Consider the following 22841-nt stretch of genomic DNA (forward strand, 5'->3'; position numbering starts at 1 on the left):
CGTGATACTCAACAAACAGTAGCCGCGAGGTCAACGAAACATATGTACGGCCCCATGGTCAAGCGGTTAAGACATCGCCCTTTCACGGCGGTAACACGAGTTCGAATCTCGTTGGGGTCACTAAAATTATATGGCGACATAGCCAAGTGGTAAGGCGTGGGTCTGCAACACCCTGATCACCAGTTCAAATCTGGTTGTCGCCTCTTTTAGGAAGTGCTTCAAATCCTTATTTTACAAGGGTTTGAAGCATTTTTTGTTTTATGTTTTTAGTATGCAGATGTATGCAAGGTATTTTTACTATCCTAAAACTGCTTTCATGGCATTAAAAGTATCTTCTTCTGGCGTGATATCTCTAAGATAGTGAAGTGTCATAGCCAAGGTGGAATGTCCTAACAAGCGTTGTAGGGTAGTTGCCGGAACTCCATTTTTATAAAGTAAGGAAGCCACCGTAAAGCGTATTTTATGACTGGTTCGTGGTTCAATGCCTACTGATTCACAATAAGCCTTTAAATGCCTGTTAAATGTAATTGTGGTTAGCTGTTCACCATCTCTCATTAAAATAAATTCGCCGTCTGGGTTGACATCCTTAATGCGCTTCAGCGCTTGTTTTGCCCCATCTGTTAATGGCATATAACGATAGCCATAGTCAGTATTCCCTTTTATATGAGTGACATTTTCGTATGTACGGGGGTTAAAGGTGAGATCATCATTCATTGTTTGGTCATCTAAAAGTTGTGTTTGAATTTTAATGATATTGCCCTCTATATCAGTCCAACGTAAGGCACGAAGTTCAGCACTCCGACATATTAAGTAGAAATCAAATTGAGCAGAAAGACTAAAGATATCGTTTATTGGTTCGAGATAATCCAATAGCAACTGTCTTTCAGCTAGGGTGAAAACCTCTTTCTTTTTATTAACAGGCTTAAACTGAAATTGACGAAAGTTTATTTCTTTAATGGGATTATAATTCACTGTTCCAATTTCAATAGCGTAGTAGAATAATCCATTTAAAACACTCTTTGCATCATTAAAACGTTTTCTAGTCATAGACTCTGCTTTCAGCATAGCTCGGAAAAATTTTATAAAATCCGTAGCTTTCAGATCCTTAATGGGTATTTTAAAAACAGGTTTGTTTTTAAAATAAGCATTCCATAAGAAAATGTTTTCTTTAATGGTCTTATTGCTTACGTGAGTACAATCCCTCCTCCATCTTAGCCAGTCCTCGTATAGCCCCTCTAATGATGTTCCGTAGAAATGGTCATATAGTTTGTTGATTAAGTCTACCCGGTCACTTCCAATGAATTGTTTCCTGTTGACGTAAATATAATTTCTGCCGTCATTAGGGCGAACTTTAATAAGTTCCAAGTTACATATATCTTTCAATTGTTTCTCTCTTTGCATAAATTTATATAATTTTGCAATTCCCTCTAGCGATAATGTATCATGGGTAGGGGAATTAATCAATTCGTTTTTTAGTTTATTTTTCATTTAAGCCACCATTTAGGTGGTGTAAGGGTTCTAATTTTATATTGGTTTTTTATGATTTTTAGAATAGATTTAATTTATATTTTGTAAAGACACATATATTTTTATATTTGGTTAGAATAGGTTTATTTTATTTCTTTGTATTTGATAAAGTAATGAACCATTACACCATATCTTATGTTATATTTTTCTAAGGTTCTTATCCCTGATTAAAGGGAGTATCTTCTTTATTGGTATATCGAAAGCCATGCAAATAATTTTTTGTATTGTATTCCTGCCATTTGCCGGGGGTATCATATACTCTTACTTTATGAATTCTTCTCATTAAGGCATTGTATGTTTCAGGCTGTTCTAAGCGGATATTATGATACTGATCTTCAAGTTTCCAATTGGATACGATATAGACGAAGTTATAACATGCTTGGCGGTTGTTATACCGAGCAGGAAGTTGTAGAGGGTATATATCAAGATAGTTTAGCACATTGCCGATAGGTAAATCGCTTCTGAACTCTTCAAATACAAGCACATCTTCCCCGGAATATGTGTCAAAGGGGTGCTTATAGTGTGTTACTCGGTAAACATTTGAGTCACCGTGACTATCAAGGATATTTCTCGATTTTCCGTATCCAGTTGAACCGCTTACATAAGTTACTGTTAGGTTGGTACGTCGTTCTGCCTTATAACGGTTAGAAAGTATCTCTAATCTGGCTTTATCAATGTGTTGTAGGTTTAGGAGATTATCAGGATTAATTTCCAGAATCTCCACGTTAGAATAACCATCTTTAATCATCTGGTAAAGGTTGGCTAAATCGCTTCTTCTTCCTTGCCCGGTTTGGGGCATGGTCCCCCATTCTTCAAAAGTTTCTTTCAAATTAGTAGTTTCTTTTTCTGTATCCTCCCATTTCCCTTTTTACGGAGATATGCCCGGTTTTCCTCCGCTGTCCCTTGAGCTTCCTCGATATGGGCGGTAGGAAAGGCTTTTTTTACACTGGAAAAGTAAACGGGATTCTTGAATTGTATAAATAGATGGGTATGTAGTGTTTTTGCAAGTTCATTACACATGCAGTAATAAATAATACTCTCCCAGTTTAACAGCGTTTCTTTAATTGCCTGATGGGAACAGTTTTTGTGTTTCTCCGGGTTATTAAATGTTAATTGATATTTTCGACTACGCCGATTATTATTAGTATCTTTCTTTTTTGTTGCCATAATATTTCCTTTCTATGTTCCGGCACAGGGCTGACACATTCAGGAGTATGTCGGAACTATTGATTTTAAAAGGTTTTTATGTATTTGTGACACTGACACCGAAGTTGTGGTAATACTAATCCACTTCGGTATGGGGCAGACGGCTTCACCGCCTGCCCTGCCCCTGCCTGCTTTTGCTCCGCACCGCTGACAGAGGCATTACCTGTTTACTGCTTCTTTAATTACATAATGTAACTTGTCCGTATTTGTTGGCATAATAGAGCGGATTTTCTTTAAGTTCATATCATTGATAGTGCAGTATCCAACGCTAGTAGGACATGAACTTATAAATTCTTTATACTCTCCCGCTACCATATTTATTGTTTCCTTACTATTGGCACCAAACATGAATTTAATATTATAATTATCACGTGCCCCGTTTACGAACAGTTCTGCCGATGGCCTTTGCATTGCAGATATAAAAATTATCTTCAAGGCTCGTGAAAGATTTAATAAACGTGCAATCTGTCCACGTAATTCCTCCTGTTCCTTTTTAGGCAGAGAAAGTAACAAACTGGATAGCTCATCAACAAATAAAACCTGAATAAAATCCGTTTCTAACTATACAGAAGATTCAAGACAATAAATTATGGGCCGCTATATCTTGGTCGCATAGTGATATTGAACATGGTTATGCAGAATGGGATGGTGTACCAATCAACAATAACATCACATCAGAAATTTTTTATTATGAGCCTATAGGTGGGGACAAATTTTTAAATGAAACTGCTACTTTATATTTTGAAAATAATTCTGTATATCTCAAGTTAAAATGGGTAAATGGTAATGATACTCCAGTAAAATTGCTAAACATAAATGATTCAATAGAGGAGGAATATAGGGAAGATTATGTTGGAGCAGGATATGACTTACAGTCATATAAAGAATATTTAAAGAATGGTAATCAATCTTAAATAATTAATGCGTGATTAAAGTAAGTGCTCTATGGTGTATTTGCAGACCCCTTGACAACTTTTCTTTCAAATGTTTATAATTTTATGCTAAAAGATTGATTGTTTCATCATTTTTATTTAAACAGGACGTAGGAGAGTTCAAATTCTACTCCGTTATAAATAGTTTGGTGTTAATCTATATTTGGTTGAGATCAGGTGCAACCGGTATCAGAGTTCCCATAAACGTCCTCTCTATGTGGTTTTATAGTGGCTGTTTTAGTTCAAATAGGGAATTCAGGTTGGGGTTATACAAGGAGAATAACTTTAGGAAAGATAACCATATGCGGAACTGTAATTCAATAAGTGTTTAGTGAGATAAAAGAATAAGATTATTAAGCGAGCTAGGAAGGGTGAAGAATCTTTCCTAGCCATTTCTATTTTGGGGTGTTTTCATTTCTGCTCCAAGCTATAAATGGCAATCGTTGTTCCCGTGGAACCCTTGACAGCTTTCATTTATAAAATCTAAATATTGGGGAGAGCAGTAATATCATTTTGAACATCCTGTTTTTTGCAAAATTTATATGAACTCTTATAACAACATGGTCATTTACTTATTAGTATGATAATATGTTCATAAGGTTTTAATTTTAGAACTAATTATAGCAACAACGGTAAATTGATAACCTACAAGGGGAGGCTATATGAGAATAAGGGTATTAAAAGCAAATGTCGGAGATAGTATAATTATTTCTTATGGTAAGGAAAATAATATTCATATATTGATCGATGGAGGAACGGGACACGAATGTTTCAAATCACTAAAAGATTTCATGAAAAAAATACATGAAAAAGAACAAAAGATAAAATTAGTGGTACTTACACATATTGACAATGACCATATTAATGGTATATTGCAAATCATGAAGGATGAAAGTTTTAAAAAGCAAAAAATAGTTGAAAATATGTTCTTCAATTATGGAAAACTTCTTAATGATCAACTTAAAGTTTCTTCTAAAAAAATAATATGTATTCCTAATCAAGATACCAAAATTGGATACAAAGAAGGAATGGAATTAGAAGTCTTATTAAATGAAAGTGAAATACGTCACAATTGGTGCATAAAAGAGGGAGATACATATCAAATAGAAGGAGCCAAGATGACTATCCTATCACCAGATATAGATACGCTAAAACGATTCCAAACTCATTGGGAAAGGGAAGAAGAAAATACAACTAAAGTTTCTGCTAATCAAGAAGCATATGAAGCAATAGAAGTATTGAGTAAGAAAAAGTTTGAAGGAAAAAATTCTTTGGCAAATCAATCTAGTATTTCATTTATATTTGATTATGAAAACTATAGATTACTTTTATTGGGAGATGCAACAGCAAGGAAACTAGAACAAGCATTACAAAAATTAGGATATTCAGAAACTAATAAGTTAAAAGTTGATTGTTGTAAAATATCACATCATGCAAGTAGCAATAATACAAGTAATGAATTAATTAAAATGTTGGACTGTAATAATTATATTATTAGCACTTGTATGACAGGAAACAAAAGACCTTCTAAAGAATGTTTAAGCAGGATTATCACAAATACCGAAGGAAAAGTAGTGTTTTATTCCAATTATGAGATAAATTTCAACAAAATGTTTACAAACGATGAGTTTGATAAATATGGAATGCAATTTATAACTATTGAAAAAGATGGTTTTGTTATGGAGGAGTTATGCAAGAAACAATAGAAGAATGGTTCGAACGACATTGCGTAAAGATAACTTATGATGAAGAAAACGGATCTGGTGTCTTGATACCAATGGATAATAACGAAGTATATTGTATAACTGCTGCACATTGTATAAAATATGCGAAACAGATGGATAAAGAAAAGTTAATAATTAAAAGAGAAATTTCGTCTAATTTACAACAATTTACATATTGTTATATAGATAATTTTATTATTGAAGAGTTAGATATTGCAATTTTAAGATTAAAGTGTACGGAACCACTTTCCAAGGTGATGATAAAAGAATTAAAGTTGGGAGTTGATGTTAAAAATGTCGGCTTTCCAGAATTTTTAGAAATTAATGATAATCAAATAAGACGTTATGATTTGTCAGGTAAAGTTAATAAAGTGACAACAGATAATAAAATTATTGTAGAAAGTCTTACTCCATTTTTTACATATGATAACTCAGCCAGTGAACTTATACCTGGAATGTCTGGTGAAGGAATCTTTGGGGTAGATAGAGGAACTATATATTTAGGCGGTATTATTACAGATTTATCTGCAAAAAATGGTGCATACAGTTCACTATTGGGTATAACAATAAAAAGAATTAATACAGTTTTAATAGCCAATAAATGGAAATCTATAAATCCATATGACTATAGTGATTTTAAAAATTTCGATGCTGATGTAAAGCTATTTGATAAACCAATGGATACAGTATTTAGAAAGAAAAAACAGCATATTTATAGCAATATTAAACCTAAAAATATTGTAGAGCATTGTGGTAAGAAACTCATATGGCCATATGGTATGCCAGATATTGGTGATCGCAAGCTGTGGAGTATATGGTTATTATATTTAATATTACGATGTATAGAAGATGAAAACAATATAAAAGAGGGCAGAGTCTATTGTATTGATGGAATAAGGGGAAAAAGAAAAATAAAATTAATATATGTAACAAATAATACTAAACTAGACACATTTTTGAAAGATTTTATAATACATTCGGAAGAGGAGAACTTAGAGGATAGAGAGTTGATTCTAGTAGAAACATGTTCATTTCCTCCATATACAATATACTTGGAGCCGGAAAGAGTTAAAGAGATAGTATCAGATATTGCAGATGACGACCTTGAAAATAATCATCTGTTAATTGATAGTGTAAAAGATACTTCAAAGGGAATATCAATGATGCATATTTCAAATTTAATTAATGATATTAGAAGCATGCTAGAAAAAAGGTGTAGCGAGAAAATGGAAGAGGAAGAAGTGACAAAGATGGTAAGAGATCGACTTCACGAGGTGTTATATGAATATTGAATTGAATCAAGACGCAATGCAGCAATTACGAGATAATAGGGATAATACACAGTGGATAGAGAACATAATTAGTTGGATAGCCCAAACCGATAAATATGGAATACGTATATTCCAAGTAATAGTAAAAAATGAATTAGAATTAAGTAAGTGGCATAATGAGATTTCAGCTGCAATAGCAGTAGATGTCCAATCAAAATTAATAACAAAAATTGAAAAGTGGAATCTATATTTAATTTTTGAATGTAGGGAGCCCATTTCAATATCACTAAGAAGTGAGATAGAGCAGGATAAATACTCTACGAGAAAGATGGTGTGGGATTCCTTATCACAGGAAGAGATAGACTCAAAAAAATACATTGAGAATAGATTATTTGACTTAAAAATAAAAACAGAAGATCTAAATTTTGAGGAAATACTGGAAACAGAGACTCTTCATGATAAAATCAAGAGAACAAATGTAGACTTATATAATGCATTAACCCGAGGAAAAGAAGATTTAGATGTTGAAGTTGCTCTTTATATGGGAGGAAATGATAATGGGAAAAAAGATTAAAGAAATAGAGATAGAAGCTTTTCGTGCTTATAAAGAGAAACAGATATTTTCTTTAATCAATGAAGTTAGTGGAGATATTGCAAACTTTGCGGTTATTTATGCACCTAATGGATATGGAAAAACATCATTCTTTGATGCTATTGAATGGCTTATTACTAGTGAAATCGGTAGATTAAATACTTCAGGTGCAATGAAAGAGGAGGTAAGTCAAGAAGAGGGATATATTCTTAAAAATAGAGAATCTAAAAAGGATCATGGAACAGTTGGGATTCTAACAGAAGATGATGCTAAACTAATCCGACAGACCCATAAAGGAAGATATAAAAACGATTATAATAAACAAAGTATAACAAAAGAAATGACTCCAAATCTAAGCGGATTAGAGCTAGAAAAACAAAATTTTTGTACAACAAATTTGCTGGCTCATGATAAAATTACTAATTTTTTACAAAGTTACACAGCAGGTGATAAAACAAAAATGCTACAAATTTTCTGGGATACGAAAGGGTATTCTAAGATACTCGAGCAGGTTGATGCCATGTATATTGAGATTGATAATCGTAAAAAGACAATAGAAAAAGATATTGCAATAACAGAAAAGCAATTAGGAAAATTGCAATACGAGAAAGATTTAGAAAAAGCAGTTGAAGAAGCAATTTATAATTATAATGAGACTAAAAATAGTTTCATTCAATTTGAGAATTTATTAAAAAACTTATCTGATTTGATAAAACATGTACAATATTTAATAGACGAAAATCAGTTTCAGCAAAATAATAAAAAAAATAAAATTACCGATATAGAACTATTATTAGAAGAATACAATGTATATGAATTAAATTTTAATGAATATATAAAATCCAATAAAAATATAGAAATAATGCAAAAAAAGCTAAATGATTTGCTAGAACTAAAAAAATGGAATGAAAAGTTATCAAGTGCTTTAGAGGAAAAGCAAATTTATATAGAAATTCTTGACAATTGGGATGATTATATTGCAAAAAGTGAATTGATTTCGAAAACTGAAGAAGAAAAGAAGTTGATAGAAACACAAAGACCTGAGTTGCAAAAATTTATAATAGCTGATAAGAATGCTTTGCTACATGTATATAAAGAAATTAAGGAGTTATCAGAAAAACAAATAGCTTTAGAAAAAGAAAGAAATCAATTAGAAACTGATGCAATAAAGTATTTTGAAAATCTCGATTTCATGAAGCATAAGGTTTATCTAATAGATAAATCAAAAGCGGTTATTTCTTGTGGTAATAAAAAAAGTAAAGATGCTACCATGAAAATTCATTTATTAAAAAATTCAAAAGATATAAAAGAGATTAAAAACTTATTATCTAATGATGATTTGGAAATACTACGTAAAATAGATAATGTAGAAAATGAAAAACAAAAATTGGAGACAATAATTGAGCAACTAAATAATGCATATCAATCGAAGGTTGAGTTATTTGACAAGATAAAGCAAATAAACGTGTTAGGTAAAGCATTAATCGAAGAAAAGCAATTAACAGCGTGTCCAGTATGTCATAAACAGTATGAATCATTTGAAAAGTTACTATCTCAAACGTCTTCATTAGTTCAAAACAATCATGAAGTAAAGGAACTGACGGAGAAGATCTTGAAGAATAAGAATCATCATGAAGAAATAAAAAGCGTTTTAGTCCAGCTAAAAAATGTTCGTGATATTAGATTTAATGAAATTATACATACATTAGAAAAGGATGTTGAAAAAAATGATCAGCGTGTTCGAAGAATAAATAGGAAGCTTGAAGATTGGAATGATTCTTATGAGAAAAAGCAAAGTGCTAATCAGATAATTGATACTAAATATAAAGAATTTCATTTTGATCAAATAGGAAAAGAAGAAATCCAGATACAAAAATCAAAAATCAGTTTCTTGATTGAAAAAATAATAGGAGAGTTAATAAATAAAAATAAAGATAAAGATCGTCTATTAGAGCAAATACAGCAATATGAAGATATATCTGCTAAAATGAGTGTAAGGCTAATAGATCTTAATACACAACAAAGCATTAATAAAAAAGAAAAAGTATACATAAAACTAAGTACATATTTAGAGAATAAGAAGTATACATTAGTAGTTCCACAGAGTAATCAGCTAAAACAAGTGCTAATAGGGAAACAAAAAGAGGTTATGAATTCAATCTCAGATTATCAAAAGCAGATTGCTACCTATGATGCCTTATCAGTTGAAAACATGGAAGATTTAAACGTTCAAAACCACAATCTACTTCTTCATTTACAAGAACAAAAAGTTTTAGTTGATAGTTATACATTTAGATGTCAAAAAATGATAGGATATAATAACAATGAGAACATTCAAGAAGAATTATTATGTTTAAAATTAAAAGAAGAAAAAGAACAAGCGGATTTGAAAGTTCAAAATGAAAAATTAACTGCTATAAATGAAAATAGCAAGCGTTTAAGTGAGCAAAAAATATGGCTAGAAAAGAAAATAGAAATTGATGAAAAAAAGCAGGAAGTAGAAAAGGTAAGTGAAAAACTTGAAAAGCTTATAGAAAGTAAAAATGACATACAAATGTATATTGTGGAGCAAACCAATGCTTATTTTAAGTCTAATCTTATTAATGAAATATATCAAAAGATAGATCCACATCCATCTATGAATTATATTGATTTTGAAACAAAAATAGGGAAGAGGGGTTTACAGACATTCATCAATAGCTGTGATAAAAATAAGAAGAATAAGATATCTCCGATGTTATATCTGAGCTCAGCGCAGGTAAATATACTGTCACTATGTATTTTTCTAGCCAAAGTTTTAAGTGAAAATAATACTACTCTTAATACAATTTTTATTGATGACCCAATTCAACATCTTGATGGTATTAATTTATTGGCTTTTATTGATTTGCTTCGTACAATTACATCAGAATTAAATAGACAGATTATCATATCGACACATAATGAACAATTTTATAAGTTGCTTAAGATAAAAATGGATGACAGATACTATCAGTCAAAGTTTATAGAGTTAAATTCTGTTGGAGAGGTAAAAAAAATTAAAAATTAAATACTTAATGAGCTATATTTTATTCTAGAAAAGTGATGGATTTCTGGGATTTATTAAGATTATTACATTTAAAATTAATATTATATTTTCATATTAGTCGAATCTAATAAATGGTTTAAACAACAAGGGCAAGAGAAAGACCATTGCCCATGTATTTTTATTTTTCAAATAAAGTTAAGCAGGTCAAGCCAATGGCAAGTATCGCTCCGGTGGAACCTTTTTTTAGTGACTAAATTATAGGGTGGAGTATGGGATAGAATGAAGAAGAGCCACACTCAAACCTCTTGTATTTCTGGTAATTTTTGAGTAAAGGTGGGGTTGAGTCCTGTTATGAAAAAAATCGAGTTATACGTAATTGGTGTAAAATAGGTGCGAAATCGTCAGAGATTCCAGAATCTGCTTTCTATGCGGAATTTTTAGTTCAAATCTGGTTGTCACATTATTTTAGGGTGTTCTTTAAGTGGTGATAATTTTCAAATGTATGCAAAATGTATGCAAATAAAGAGAGGGATTGCAGAAAGCTCCTTTCTACAAGCGTTTTTAACGGCGAAATCCGTTCAAATCTGGTTGTCGCCTCTTTAAAACCTCAGTGTTTACTGGGGTTTTATTTTATTATGGGTCGTGACCCTGTTGGGCTCACGAAGCGTGCGAAATATCAACCACCCGCTATGCGGGTGCGCGGTGTTTGTTATACAAAAAAATCACCTTTCCGTTATAATAAGGTTGTTCAAGCCAATTTATAACGAAAGGAAAGGTGATTTTAATGGCCAATAAGGCAAACAGTTTAGCACACACCAAATGGATGTGTAAGTATCACATAGTGTTCACACCAAAGTACAAGAGAAAAATAATTTATAACCAGTACAAGGAGAGTATCAGAGATATTTTGAAACAGCTATGTGGATACAAAGGCGTAGAGATATTGGAAGGGCATGTAATGCCCGACCATGTTCATATGCTAGTAAGCATTCCGCCTAAACTGAGTGTATCACAATTTATGGGATACCTCAAAGGAAAAAGTGCGCTTATGATTTTCGATCATCACGCAAACTTAAAGTATAAGTTTGGAAATCGACATTTTTGGGCAGAGGGATATTATGTGAGCACAGTCGGACTTAACGAGGCAACTATAAAGAAGTATATCCAAGAACAAGAAAGTCACGATGTTGCAATGGATAAATTAAGCGTCAAAGAGTATGAGGACCCTTTTAAGGGTAGCCGGTAGTACAAATGCCCTTTCAAGGGCTGCGACGAGTCAAGGGCGTTAAGGCTTGAACAAAGTGAAAGCCAGCGTCTTTAGGCACTGGCCGGTAACAGAGGCTTATAGCCTCAGAGCAAACCACCCGTTTTACGGGTGGTCATGATTGTATGGCAGTCTTTTAATAAACCATCTGCTTGCGGGTGCGTCCACAGTTGCTTTAGCTTATACAGAAAAAAAACTCCAATGATAAAATAGGTGTAGGTTCGACAACCACACTAAATCAAAGGAGGTATCCTAAATGGACATTAACAGCTTATCACATACAAATGGAATTGTAAGTATCACATTGTTTTTACAACAAAATATTGAAGAAAGATAGCATATGGACAGTTAAAACAAGATATAGCCAATATACTGAGTATGCTAGGGGGTGCGGACAAATACTTGGAATGTATGAAGACTCCGTTCCTCCATTCCTTGGTTTCAATGGGCATATTGCCATGCTTACACCTGATTTAACTGCTGCTGTTGAGGAATTGAAAGAGAAGGGTTTTTCTTTTAAGATGGAAACAGCTGCTTATACAGAGCAAGGAGAATTAAAAAATATTTATTTAGATGGAGAATATGGTGGTTTTGCTATTCATATTATGCAAAAATAATTAATTTGTTTTTAGGGGCTGTTGCAAAATGACTGAGTAATCAGTTGTGGTGCAGTAGCCCCTTTTGCTGTGTAAAATTGGGGCAAATGATTTTCTATTGTCCGGATATCATCCTATTTTGAACATTCCACCATCAGATATTGCATTTACAAAGGTACTGCTTTTCTATAAAATGTGTTTATGAAGCGAATTGGGAGGTAGAGCAATGAGATTAAAGAAAATTATGGGTATCACTCTGGCATTATTGATGATGACAGGATCTTTGGCAGGCTGCTCCGGTGGGGGAGAAACAAACGCAACTGCGGCATCTCAAGGGGGAGAGACGACGGCACAGGTAGAAACAAAACAGACCGAGACGACTTCGGGGGAGAAAACTGTTATAAACGTCTGGTCCAAGGACCGCCATGATGCCACTTATGCACAGGCTAAGGTGGACGAATACAATGCAAATAACGCTGATAACATTCAGATCAATTACCAGCTTTATACAGACAACTATGTGCAGGCCATAGACATGGCGGTGCAGAGCGGGGAGCTTCCGGATATTCTGGTGCAGCAGGACCAGATGTTTGACAAATATGTCAACCAAGGACAATGGGCAAACCTTTACGATTACATGGATGAGGATATGAAGTCGTATTTTAAGTCCGTCATCTTTCCGGGATATAATGAGTTAGACGGAAAGCTGTATTTCATTCCAACTACCGGGTCCACATGTCGTCTCTTCTATAATAAGGAGATATTTCAGCGGGTAGGAATTGCGGAGCCGCCGAAGATATTAGAAGAGGTAGTGGAAGATGCAAGGCTTATTAATTCTGAATTATCCAAAGAAGGTATCTATGGGTTTGCAGAAAATATGAAGAGCGCAAGCTCCGGGCTACAGCGATCCATGTGCATTGGACTGGAACGGGAGACCGGCTTGGTGCGGGGCTATGATTTTGTAAAAGGAGAATATGATTTTACCCAGTGGGCCGATACATTAAAGCTGTGGAAAGAACTGCTGTCCGATGAATGTGCATTCCCAGGCTGTGAATCTCTGGATATTGATCCCTTAAGAACCCAGTTTGCAGCTGGAAAAATCGGTATGTACATGTCCTACAGCCATGCGGAGCCCGGAGTATATAAAAACCAGTTCCCCATGGACTCTTCCAAATGGGATTGTGTCCCCATCCCCACTGTTGGCGGAAAGGTTGCAGGAAAACAGTATTTTACGGGTACCGGAAGCTATGTTATCAATGCCAAGAGCCCCAATGCGGAAAAGGCATTTAAGGTATATAAGGATGTTTTTGCAAATGAAGACTATTTGAAAGGCTACTACGAAGGGGGATTTGGTGTGAGCATCCTTCAGAGTGTTATTGATAAGGCAAAACCTGGGGAAGATTTTCAGAAAAAAGAGTGGCTTCTGATCAGTGATTTGGATACACTTCTTCCAAAGCCGCCCCACAGCGCTTTTGCATCGGGCATGGTGGTGGAAGGGGAAGATATGTATAAAACCTGTGAGTCCATTTATTATGGGGATGCGGATATTGAATCCACATTAAAGGATCTAACGGAGCGTTATAATAAGGCATATAAAGAAGCAATTAAAAATGGAACCGGACATGAGATCAGGATTGAAAATTATGATCCCATGAATCCCACTTTGAAATAATGGCTTAGGCAACATCTTAAAGAGGGGACAGCTTTGGAGGTCCTCTCTTTCTTTGAAAAGAAAGGAGTACGCAGATGAAAGATCAGAAAAACAAAAGTATTCTGCAAAGAAAAAGGGCTGTGAAACGGAATCTGCAGGCATATACATTCATGCTGCCTAACCTGATCTTATTTACGGTTTGTTCCTTATATCCGGTAGTATGGACCTTAAAATATGTGTTTTATCAGTACGGCGGATATGGAACAGGGGTGCCCCGTTTTGTGGGACTTGATAATCTGGCAAGGGTGTTTAGGGATAAGGTTTACTGGGAAAGCGTGATGCACACGTTTACATACGGCTTCGGAAAGGTGCTTATTATAATTCCACTGGCATTTTTTCTGGCTTTTCTCTTAAACGGGCAGATACGCGGCAACGGGGTGGCACAAAGCATTGTATTTTTACCTACAATCATGAGTTCGGCAGTTATGGGTCTTGTCTTTTATCTCTTATTCAATGCCTATAATGGAGAAGTCAACAAATATTTGATGGAAGCCGGGATTGTAACCCGACCGATCAACTGGCTTGGAAAGGATCAGGCCATGAAGACCCTGATCCTCACCGCAGTCTGGGGAGGCGTGGGAAATTATATGGTATATTTTATCGCTGGGATCCAGCAGGTTTCGGAGGACGCCATTGAAAGTGCAAGGATAGACGGAGCCGGGCGGCTGCAGACCATCTGGTACATTATCATTCCCATGCTGGGGCCGATCTTAAAAATCATTCTCATGCTGGCAATTACCTCGGCTTTTCACGACATCACCAATGTTATGGTCTTAACGGAAGGCGGTCCCAACAATTCAACCATGGTTATGTCTCTTTATGGTTACCGCTATTTCTTTCCCATATCAGCTGCAGAGGCGACGGTACCCCAATATGGATACGGTGCCGCAGTCAGCGTGATTTCGGCTGTTATTGCAGGTGCAGTAACCCTGGGTTATTTAAAAATATCAAAGAAGATGGACAGTATTTATTAAGGAGGCAGCAGCATGGCAGAAATGAATAGAAAGCACTTATCAAAAACCGCGTGGGCCTCAATCATTGGAAAATGGGTATTTCTTGGGATCATCATAATATTCACCCTCTATCCGGTGGTTTATACGGTGCTTGGTTCTTTAAAAACAAATGCAGAACTGACTCAGGGCGGAGGCTTTTTTCCGGCGGCCTGGCATTTTGAAAATTATTATCAGGCCTTTGTTCAGGCGGATTTCACCAAATATACAATAAACAGCGTAATCGTCAGCACAAGTGTAACCCTGTTGGCGGCAGCTACCTGCTCCATGGCCGGATTTATACTGGCAAGAAAGAATTTTGCAGGTAAAAAGGTACTGATGGCCCTTTATTTATCCATGATGTTTGTGTCACTGGGCTCAGTTACCTTATATCCAATTTACGAGCTGCTGCGGGCGTTGAAGCTGAATAAGACCATATTTGCCCTTATCATTGCCCTTACTGGAGGTCAGGCGGCCAATGTATTTCTGGTCATGGGATTTACAAAGGGAATTCCAAGGGAGCTTGACGAAGCGGCCATTATTGACGGCTGTAGCCTGTATGGAGTATACTCTCGCATCATTCTTCCCCTGAGCAAACCGATTTTGGCTGTTGTTGCTCTATTTTCCTTCCGAAATGCCTGGAACGATTATATCACCAGCCTGATTATGACAATTTCCATGCCAAAGCTTCAGACCCTTACGGTGGCTGTGGTGCAGTTAAAGTATTCCGTCAATGCAGCGGCCGAGTGGCATATTATGCTGGCGGGGGCATCCATCGCCATCATTCCCATTCTGATTGTCTATTTATTTGCCAATAAACAGTTCATAGCCGGGCTGACGGCGGGTGCAGTAAAAGGATAAGGAAAAACCCCCGATGCTGTGATATACTGAAAAAAATGGAGTTGAACAGGGGGCGGGGATATCATGAAAAGAGTCTGGAACAATCTTCGGTTTCGCAGTAAGATCATATGGCTGTTTGGGGTCATATTTTTCTTTACCACAGTTATCAGCGGTTTATCTTATTACCGGTATACTTCCAATGATATAGAAGAAAATTTCCGGGTAGGTGCGGAAGATGTTCTGGTTCAGACCGCAGACACTCTGGTAATGCGCTTTGGAGTCATCAACCAAAGGGCCAAGGGAATGCTGGCAAATTATACGTTTATGGTGACTCTCTCCGATTATTTAAACAACCCCAATGATATCAATCTGGTAAAGGCTCTGGGGACGGTTCCCGACTTTATGAAGGATTTTGAGACAGGAGAAAGTCTCATCCATTCTACCTTCATTTACACCGATAAAGGCAGCTTTGATAATTTTGTTCGCATGAGAAACTGGGATTTTGATTTTAAGGAGTCTACTTTTTACAAAAGTTATGAGGAAAGCCCCGGTAAATCCATACGTTGGTTCCCGATATGGACAGACGAAATATTTCAGGATAATGACCAGGTGATCCCCATCGTATGGCAGTTCAGCGTTCAGGGTTATGTGGGAGTGGAATATCTGGTAATTCAGCTGAAAAAAACGGAACTTGAACGACTTCTGGAAGGAAAATATGAGTTCTTTGACAAGATTCTTATATTGGATAAAACGGGAAATGTACTGATCGGCTCAATGGGAGTCGATTCAAAGGAGCTGAAGAAGCTCTCTGAAACAAGAAAAGCAGGCAGCAATGTCATCACAAGCGATTACCGGTATGATGGCGAAACTTATCTGGTCACCTACGAAAGTCTGAAAGAAAATGGCTGGCAGATATATGGTCTGAAATCCAGACAGACCCTGCTTGGCAGCTTGAAGAGTCTGCGGAATATGATTTACGAGATCATGGGCATCACGTTCTTATTCACGGTTGCCGCTGTTCTTCTTTTGTCCCACCAGTTAACGGATTCCCTGCGGAGGCTGGAAAAACGGATGAGCTACGTGGAAAAAGGAGATTTGGGCGTCCGGTTTTTCTATCCCTACAAGGATGAGATCGGGAGTCTGGCAAAAACATTTAACTACATGATTGGAGAAATCCAGAGTCTGGTGCAGAAGCAGGAGGAGACCATTGAAGAACTGAAACGGGAACGGGATTATGTTTCAGAGGTGCAGAAGCAGAAGCGGAAAGCGGAGTTAAAGGCACTCCAGGCCCAGATCAATCCTCATTTTCTTTATAATACCCTTAACGCCATCACCTGGCAGGCGGCGGACCAGGGGGCAGAGGAGATCAGCATTCTTTCAAGCTCTTTGGGAAAATTTTTTCGCATCAGCTTAAGCAAGGGAGCCGAGGTCATCACCCTTGGAGAAGAGCTGGAGCATGTGGCAAGCTACCTTAAGATACAGAGCATCCGCTACCATTCCCATTTGTCCTATGAGATAGATATGGATGAAAAATGGCTGGAGATTCGGCTGATTAAGCTGATTTTACAGCCTCTTGCGGAAAACTCCATTTATCATGGTATAAAGGAAACAAAGGGAGCAGGGAACATCAGGATCTACGGAGAAACCCATACCATATCTCAGCAGGAGGTTTTGGAACTTTCCGTTTGGGATAACGGAGCCGGTATCCCGGAGGAAAAACTGATTCAAATGAATGAAACACTGCAAATAGGCGGAGCGGACACCAAGGCAGGCTATGGTATTTATAATGTCAACGAAAGAATCCGGTTATTTTACGGGGATGGCTACGGACTGCGCTATGAAAGCAGTTTTGGTCATTGGACGAGAGCCATATTAACAATTCCAACAGAAACAGGCGAGGTGGAATGATGTACCGTGTGCTGATTATTGATGACGAAGACTATGTAAGAGATTTACTGGTTAGAAACATCCATAGCTCTGACCTTGATGTTGAGGTGGTGGCTGTCGCGGGCAACGGAAGGGAAGGACTGAAAGAAGCTCTTTTAAAGAAACCGGATATTGTCATTACAGACATAGCCATGCCCTTTATGAACGGTCTGGAATTGATAAAAGAGATGCAGAAGGCCGGCCTTCACAGCAAAAATGTGGTCATAAGCGGATACGATGAATTTGATTATGCGAAACAGGCCATATCCCTGGGGGTAAAGGATTACTTATTAAAGCCCTTTCTTCCAAAAGAGCTGACGGATGTGATGATGAAGCTGCTGAAAGAACTGGACAGTCAGAAAGCATTACAGCAGAATATGAGCCTTTTAAAGGAACAGGCCATAAGCCGGGAAGGGCTTGTGCGGGAAAAGGCCTTAAGAGCGCTGCTAAAGGGAAAGGAGTGTCAGACGGAGACAGACATCTCTCTGGAAGGAAAATATTATGTAGCAGGGGTCGTGCGGCTGGAAGGAAGTGCGTGGGATTTCAGCAGGCAGGAGCAGGTGGAGGAATTTTTGATGCTGGTCAGAAACGGCTATCTTCTTCCGGATATTTTCATGTTTGCGGTCAGCTTTGACGGCATACAGCTGGCAGTGATCTGGTGCGGAGGCGGAGAAGATGAGGGGGAATTCCTGAAAAACATTGGCCTTAGCCTGGAAAAAATCAATGTCAGTCTGGAAAAATATTATCATTTTCAGTTAAACTGTGCGGTTGGAAAGGCTTACACCAGCCAGTTCGATCTGGAACATTCCTATCGTGAGGCCATGGCCGTGTGGCGGGGGAATTTGGATGGAAACCGGCAAATCCTGTTTTATGGAGAAGATAATGGAAAGAAAGAGGAAATCACCAGCGGTCAGATCCGGGAATGGAAAAATCAGATTCGAATGTCCGTAAGGCGAGGACAGAAAGAGGGCGCCCTAAAGAGCTTAACAGGGCTGATGAAGTGCTATGCTTCCTTTTCCAATAAGAAAAATGATTACGTAAGTGTATCCGTGGGTGAGCTGGTTTATGCCATTCAAAATGACATGGAACAGGAAGGCTATGACCGAGCAGATACAGAGCCTTTGTCCTCCATGCAGGACCGGATTACATACGGAAGCCTTATGGACATGAAGGATATGCTGGATACCTATATCAGAAAATGTTGTTTGGTGGTCAGGGATAATTCAGAGGAAACAAAGGCGGATGCAGTGGTAAAGCTGATAAAACTGATGATTGAGAATGATTTGCAAAATCTGGATCTGGATCTGGAATGGGTGGCTGCAAAGGTGCATTTCAGTTCCAGCTATGTAAGACAGATTTTTAAGCAGTATGTGGGGGAAAGTCTGGGAGAATATTTGATCCGGAAACGGATGGAGCGGGCCGGTAAGTTCTTACAGGAAACCGGATTAAAGATCCAGGAAATTGCAGAAGAGTGTGGTTATGAGAATCAGAGATATTTTGCCAGTAGTTTTAAAAAATATTACGGGTGCACGCCTACGGAATTTAAAAAGGCGGTGGAAGAAGAACATTTATATTAGGAGGGGACGGGATATGATTCAATTTACGGAACAGGAAATCCTGCATTTGCAGGAAAAAGGGAAAAAGCAGCCCCAGGCCATCTTGAATTTAAAGAAAGAAACAGAAGAGGTTATGGCTGATACCATACGGGTCCCCAAGACGGGAATTGCCAACTGGACTCTTTATTATTACTGTCCCATTTGCTCCGTATCTTTAAGCTATAACCGAAACGACGGCTTTCATCACAAATGTCCGTCCTGCGGTCAGGTATTTTCGGGTGAGCCCTATGACAGTGCGTGGTGGGGGATAACTAACAGCAGAAATTATACGGCAGCCTTTCAGATGGGGCTGATCAGCAGGGTTACCGGGGAGATGGATTATGCCAGAAAAGCAATTGATATCATGGCAGAGTATGCCAAGTACTATAACAGCTATGAGGTTCATGGAAATATTCCGTATAACGGACCTGGAAAGGTAGGAGCTCAGACCCTTGATGAAGCAAATTTTCTCCGCAGCTTTGCCATGGTTTATGATCTGATATGGGATTTTATTACGGAGGAGGAAAGAGAGAATATAAAGAAAGAGATGCTGCTTCCGGGTGCGGAGTTTCTCATAGAACACCGTCATAAACAGCTTCATAATCATGAGGTGATCATAAATTCCGCCATTGCCATTATCGGACTGATTTTGCATATTGATTCTTATATCAGATTTGCTGTTTATGAGCCATATGGGCTTTTATATCAGCTGGAAAAGGGGATGCTTGCGGATCATATGTGGTTTGAAGGGGCTTTTGGATATCATTTTTATGCGCTGACCAGTTTCTTTGCTTATGAGAAGATCGCTCTTCATACGGAGCACAGCCATATCAGTCATCCAAACTATAAGGCTATGATGGAGCTTCTGGTGTCTTACTTAGAGCCAGGATTTCGGATTCCCATGTTAAATGACACGAATTACGGACATACATCTGCAAGCTTGTACCTCTATGAATTTGCTTACAGGGAAATTGGTGGAGATAAGATTTTGTACGTGCTGAATCAGCTTTTTAAAGACGAGAAAAGGGATAATTTAGAGGCATTTATCTATGGCGTTGACCAGCTGCCCACACAGGAAACAGTTCTTGAAAATTATCATGGAAAGGCAGGGGAGTCCGGCTGCACGGTATTAAGAGGAGACAATGCCAGATACTTGCTGTTTAAACATGACCGGTATGGCGGGGAGCATGATCATTATGACCGCCTGGCAATCAGCTACCTTGACTTTGGAAAACGGATTTCCCCGGATCTTGGAACCACAGGATATGGAGCTGTCATGCATTATGATTATTATAAGAATACAGGCTCCCATAATACGGTGAATATCGGGGAAGAAAACCAGTCTCCGGTCAATGCCAGACTCACAAAGTATGAAGAACGGGATGGAGTTGTGTATGTGGAGGCGGAAGCAGACTGGACGGCTCCCTATGAGATGCCTGACACATTTACCATTGAGCAGTGGAAGGAAGAGAATTACTGCGGAGTAAAGATGGAGAGAAAGATCGCCTGGGCGGCGGATTACTTTGTGGAGTTATTTGTGGTAAAAGGTGCCAGGAAGGGCTTGCCGATCGACTGGGTGATGCATGTTTCTGGAGAAACTATTTCGGTTCCGAAAGGAAAGATAGTAGAGTGCTTTTCTGACCGAAAGCCATACCGGCATCTGCATTCTATGAAAAATGCAGATATTTCAAATGATGGGGAAAGAAATTCTGTGTTTTCTTATATCGATGGGGAAATTCGAACGGATGTGTTTGCCTGGAATCAGGGCAAGGAACTTTATTACGGGAAAGGGCCGGATAATCCTTCGGTTTCGAACATTAATTACCAGATTGAGCGGGCTTATGGCCAGGAAGCTGTGTTTGCCCATGTGATAACCAGCAGCGATGGTCCAGGCAGAATTGACCGTGTGAACTTCTCCTGGCACTCAGGCACAATGTTGGTTATGGTGGAAGGGAAAGAGAACGCGAGCGGAAGGACATGGAGCAAAGAGCATAAAATGTAAACTTAACAGTAAGATTTGAGTTGTATCTCTTTGGTAAGATGTGGTTCTGTACAAAGGAACCCAAGAGGGCCGCACAGAGTATATGGGGTGTAAGAAAAGGGGAAGGGATTGAAGAAGTTTATGAAATCGGACACAAAAAGGGATTTAAATTATGATGTAGTAATCATCGGTGGCGGTCCGGCTGGTACTGCGGCGGCTATTGCCAGTGCCAGAAACGGAGCCAAGACGCTTTTGGTGGAGCAATACGGCTGTCTGGGTGGAATGCTGACTATGGCGGGCACAGGTCCTCAGATGACCTTTCATGCCGGAAGCACACAGGTTGTTCGGGGGATTGCGGAGGAGATCGTGGAACGTATGGTAAAAGGGGGCTTTTCTCCGGGCCATTTGGAGGATTTTGTGGGTTACGCCAGTTCTGTAACTCCTTTCGACGCAGAAGGAATGAAGTTGATATTAGAAACCATGGTCAAGGAAGCGGGAGCGGATCTGCTGTATCATACGGTTTACACAGGGTGTGAGCGGGAGGACCGCAGGATCAGTAAGGTGCATTTGTATGGGAAACAGGGCTTTTTTGATGTGACCGGTACGGTTTTCATAGACGCATCGGCAGATGCGGATCTTGCCACACATGCAGGGATTGAAAGTGTGTACGGCAGAGAAGAGGATCATCTTACCCAGCCCATGACAATGAACGTCAAGGTGCAGAATGTGGATAGGGGCAGAGTGATTGAATACGTGAAGATGCATTCGGATGACATGCTCTCAACCGTTCCGTTTGACCATCTCGAGCTAATTCCAAGAAGCGGGATACAGGGAGCATATTCTGTAATCAGAAAGGCCAGGGAATCAGGAGAATTCCCCATTGACAGGGATATGGTGCTGTGTTTTGAAACCAACAATCTGGGAGAATATATCCTTAACATGTCCCGGATCACGAAAAAAAGTCCGTTGGATTCCTTTGATTTAACGGAGGCAGAAATAGAAGGAAGAAAGCAGGCTTATATTATTGTAAAGCTCATGAGAAAATATGTACCAGGATTTGGACATGCGGTTATTGTAGCCACAGGACCGCATATCGGCGTGCGGGAAAGCCGAAAGATCAATGGCACTTACAAGCTGACCGCTTTGGATCTGCTTCAAAATAAAATGTTTGAAGATGCCATTGCCATGGGCGGTTATCCAATTGACATCCATTCTCCTGACGGGGAGGCGACAAAGCATTATTATTTAAAGCAGGGAAGCTGGTATTCCATTCCATACCGCTGTCTTTATACGAATGAGTTGGATAATCTGCTGGTGACCGGCAGGTGTATGAGCGCGACCCATGAAGCCTGCGGGGCTGTTCGTGTGACTCCCATACTAATGGCCATCAGCCAGGGCGCCGGCACAGCAGCGGCTCTTGCAGCAAGATGGGAAAGCAGTGTGGCGGCAATTGATGTGGGACAGCTCAGAGAGACTCTAAAGGCTCAGGGGGCATTTCTTGACCCTTATTAATGTAATCCAACAACCCCTATCTTTCCCGTTCTTACAAATAGTTACATAACCAGGTGTTATGTCATGGTTCATGGAATATAGTAAGCAAAGTAAATATTTATTAAGTGACCAGTTCTGCTCGCTCATATAACACAATAGAAAGTGGAC

At 38.2% G+C, this 22841-nt stretch carries 17 protein-coding genes, 2 tRNA genes and 1 pseudogene; 16 read left to right on the forward strand and 4 right to left on the reverse strand.

Going from position 1 to position 22841, the window contains the following annotated elements:
* Positions 1-48 precede the first annotated feature (48 nt).
* Positions 49-120, forward strand: a tRNA-Glu gene (locus tag BET01_RS03395).
* A gap of 12 nt (positions 121-132) precedes the next feature.
* A tRNA-Cys gene (locus BET01_RS03400) sits at positions 133-203 on the forward strand.
* 94 nt (positions 204-297) lie between these two features.
* Here BET01_RS03400 and BET01_RS03405 read toward each other — a convergent pair.
* From BET01_RS03405 to BET01_RS03415, 4 genes are all read right to left on the reverse strand, one after another.
* Entirely contained in the window at positions 298-1488 is a 1191-nt protein-coding gene (locus tag BET01_RS03405) for a tyrosine-type recombinase/integrase (protein ID WP_120195369.1), read from the reverse strand.
* A 196-nt stretch (positions 1489-1684) separates the two neighbouring features.
* Positions 1685-2356, reverse strand: a complete 672-nt coding sequence (locus tag BET01_RS03410; protein WP_243117110.1) for a replication protein — start codon at positions 2354-2356, stop codon at positions 1685-1687.
* Entirely contained in the window at positions 2353-2694 is a 342-nt protein-coding gene (locus BET01_RS21970) for a hypothetical protein (protein ID WP_243117111.1), read from the reverse strand. The genes BET01_RS03410 and BET01_RS21970 overlap by 4 nt, the downstream gene beginning before the upstream one ends.
* Positions 2695-2892: 198 nt before the next feature.
* Positions 2893-3246 carry a hypothetical protein gene (locus tag BET01_RS03415; RefSeq protein ID WP_120195370.1) on the reverse strand — a complete coding sequence of 118 codons (354 nt, stop codon included), beginning with the start codon at positions 3244-3246 and terminating at the stop codon, positions 2893-2895.
* 1081 nt (positions 3247-4327) lie between these two features.
* On the opposite strand from BET01_RS03415, the gene BET01_RS03420 reads away from it, so the two are divergent.
* The 14 genes and pseudogenes from BET01_RS03420 to BET01_RS03490 all read left to right on the forward strand — a co-directional run bounded on the left by BET01_RS03420 (position 4328) and on the right by BET01_RS03490 (position 22694).
* Positions 4328-5371 carry a ComEC/Rec2 family competence protein gene (locus tag BET01_RS03420; protein ID WP_120195371.1) on the forward strand — a complete coding sequence of 348 codons (1044 nt, stop codon included), beginning with the start codon at positions 4328-4330 and terminating at the stop codon, positions 5369-5371.
* On the forward strand, positions 5356-6681 hold the full coding sequence (locus BET01_RS03425) for an ABC-three component system protein (protein WP_120195372.1): 1326 nt from the start codon (positions 5356-5358) through the stop codon (positions 6679-6681). The genes BET01_RS03420 and BET01_RS03425 overlap by 16 nt, the downstream gene beginning before the upstream one ends.
* On the forward strand, positions 6671-7234 hold the full coding sequence (locus tag BET01_RS03430; RefSeq protein ID WP_120195373.1) for an ABC-three component system middle component 1: 564 nt from the start codon (positions 6671-6673) through the stop codon (positions 7232-7234). Before BET01_RS03425 ends, BET01_RS03430 begins: the two co-directional genes overlap by 11 nt.
* Positions 7218-10301 (forward strand): AAA family ATPase, encoded by a 3084-nt coding sequence (locus tag BET01_RS03435; protein ID WP_120195374.1) that lies wholly within the window; start codon positions 7218-7220, stop codon positions 10299-10301. The genes BET01_RS03430 and BET01_RS03435 overlap by 17 nt, the downstream gene beginning before the upstream one ends.
* Positions 10302-11064: 763 nt before the next feature.
* Positions 11065-11526, forward strand: a complete 462-nt coding sequence (tnpA, locus tag BET01_RS03440; protein ID WP_120195375.1) for an IS200/IS605 family transposase — start codon at positions 11065-11067, stop codon at positions 11524-11526.
* Positions 11527-11800: 274 nt separating this feature from the next.
* Positions 11801-11868: pseudogene (locus tag BET01_RS22295) on the forward strand (IS200/IS605 family transposase); the annotation flags it as partial.
* An 83-nt stretch (positions 11869-11951) separates the two neighbouring features.
* Positions 11952-12161, forward strand: coding sequence for a hypothetical protein (locus BET01_RS03455; protein ID WP_120195377.1), 210 nt, complete (start codon positions 11952-11954; stop codon positions 12159-12161).
* A gap of 205 nt (positions 12162-12366) precedes the next feature.
* On the forward strand, positions 12367-13812 hold the full coding sequence (locus BET01_RS03460) for an ABC transporter substrate-binding protein (protein ID WP_120195378.1): 1446 nt from the start codon (positions 12367-12369) through the stop codon (positions 13810-13812).
* A 74-nt stretch (positions 13813-13886) separates the two neighbouring features.
* Positions 13887-14825 (forward strand): carbohydrate ABC transporter permease, encoded by a 939-nt coding sequence (locus BET01_RS03465; protein WP_120195379.1) that lies wholly within the window; start codon positions 13887-13889, stop codon positions 14823-14825.
* Positions 14826-14837: 12 nt separating this feature from the next.
* Entirely contained in the window at positions 14838-15701 is an 864-nt protein-coding gene (locus BET01_RS03470) for a carbohydrate ABC transporter permease (protein ID WP_120195380.1), read from the forward strand.
* A 63-nt stretch (positions 15702-15764) separates the two neighbouring features.
* Positions 15765-17588 carry a sensor histidine kinase gene (locus BET01_RS03475; protein WP_120195381.1) on the forward strand — a complete coding sequence of 608 codons (1824 nt, stop codon included), beginning with the start codon at positions 15765-15767 and terminating at the stop codon, positions 17586-17588.
* Positions 17585-19183 carry a response regulator gene (locus BET01_RS03480; RefSeq protein WP_120195382.1) on the forward strand — a complete coding sequence of 533 codons (1599 nt, stop codon included), beginning with the start codon at positions 17585-17587 and terminating at the stop codon, positions 19181-19183. The genes BET01_RS03475 and BET01_RS03480 overlap by 4 nt, the downstream gene beginning before the upstream one ends.
* 13 nt (positions 19184-19196) lie before the next feature.
* On the forward strand, positions 19197-21203 hold the full coding sequence (locus tag BET01_RS03485) for a heparinase II/III domain-containing protein (protein WP_158584976.1): 2007 nt from the start codon (positions 19197-19199) through the stop codon (positions 21201-21203).
* A 108-nt stretch (positions 21204-21311) separates the two neighbouring features.
* Positions 21312-22694, forward strand: coding sequence for an FAD-dependent oxidoreductase (locus BET01_RS03490; RefSeq protein WP_243117112.1), 1383 nt, complete (start codon positions 21312-21314; stop codon positions 22692-22694).
* Positions 22695-22841 lie beyond the last annotated feature (147 nt).

Source organism: Lacrimispora algidixylanolytica, from assembly GCF_003609635.1.
GTDB classification, from domain to species: Bacteria; Bacillota; Clostridia; order Lachnospirales; family Lachnospiraceae; genus Lacrimispora; species Lacrimispora algidixylanolytica.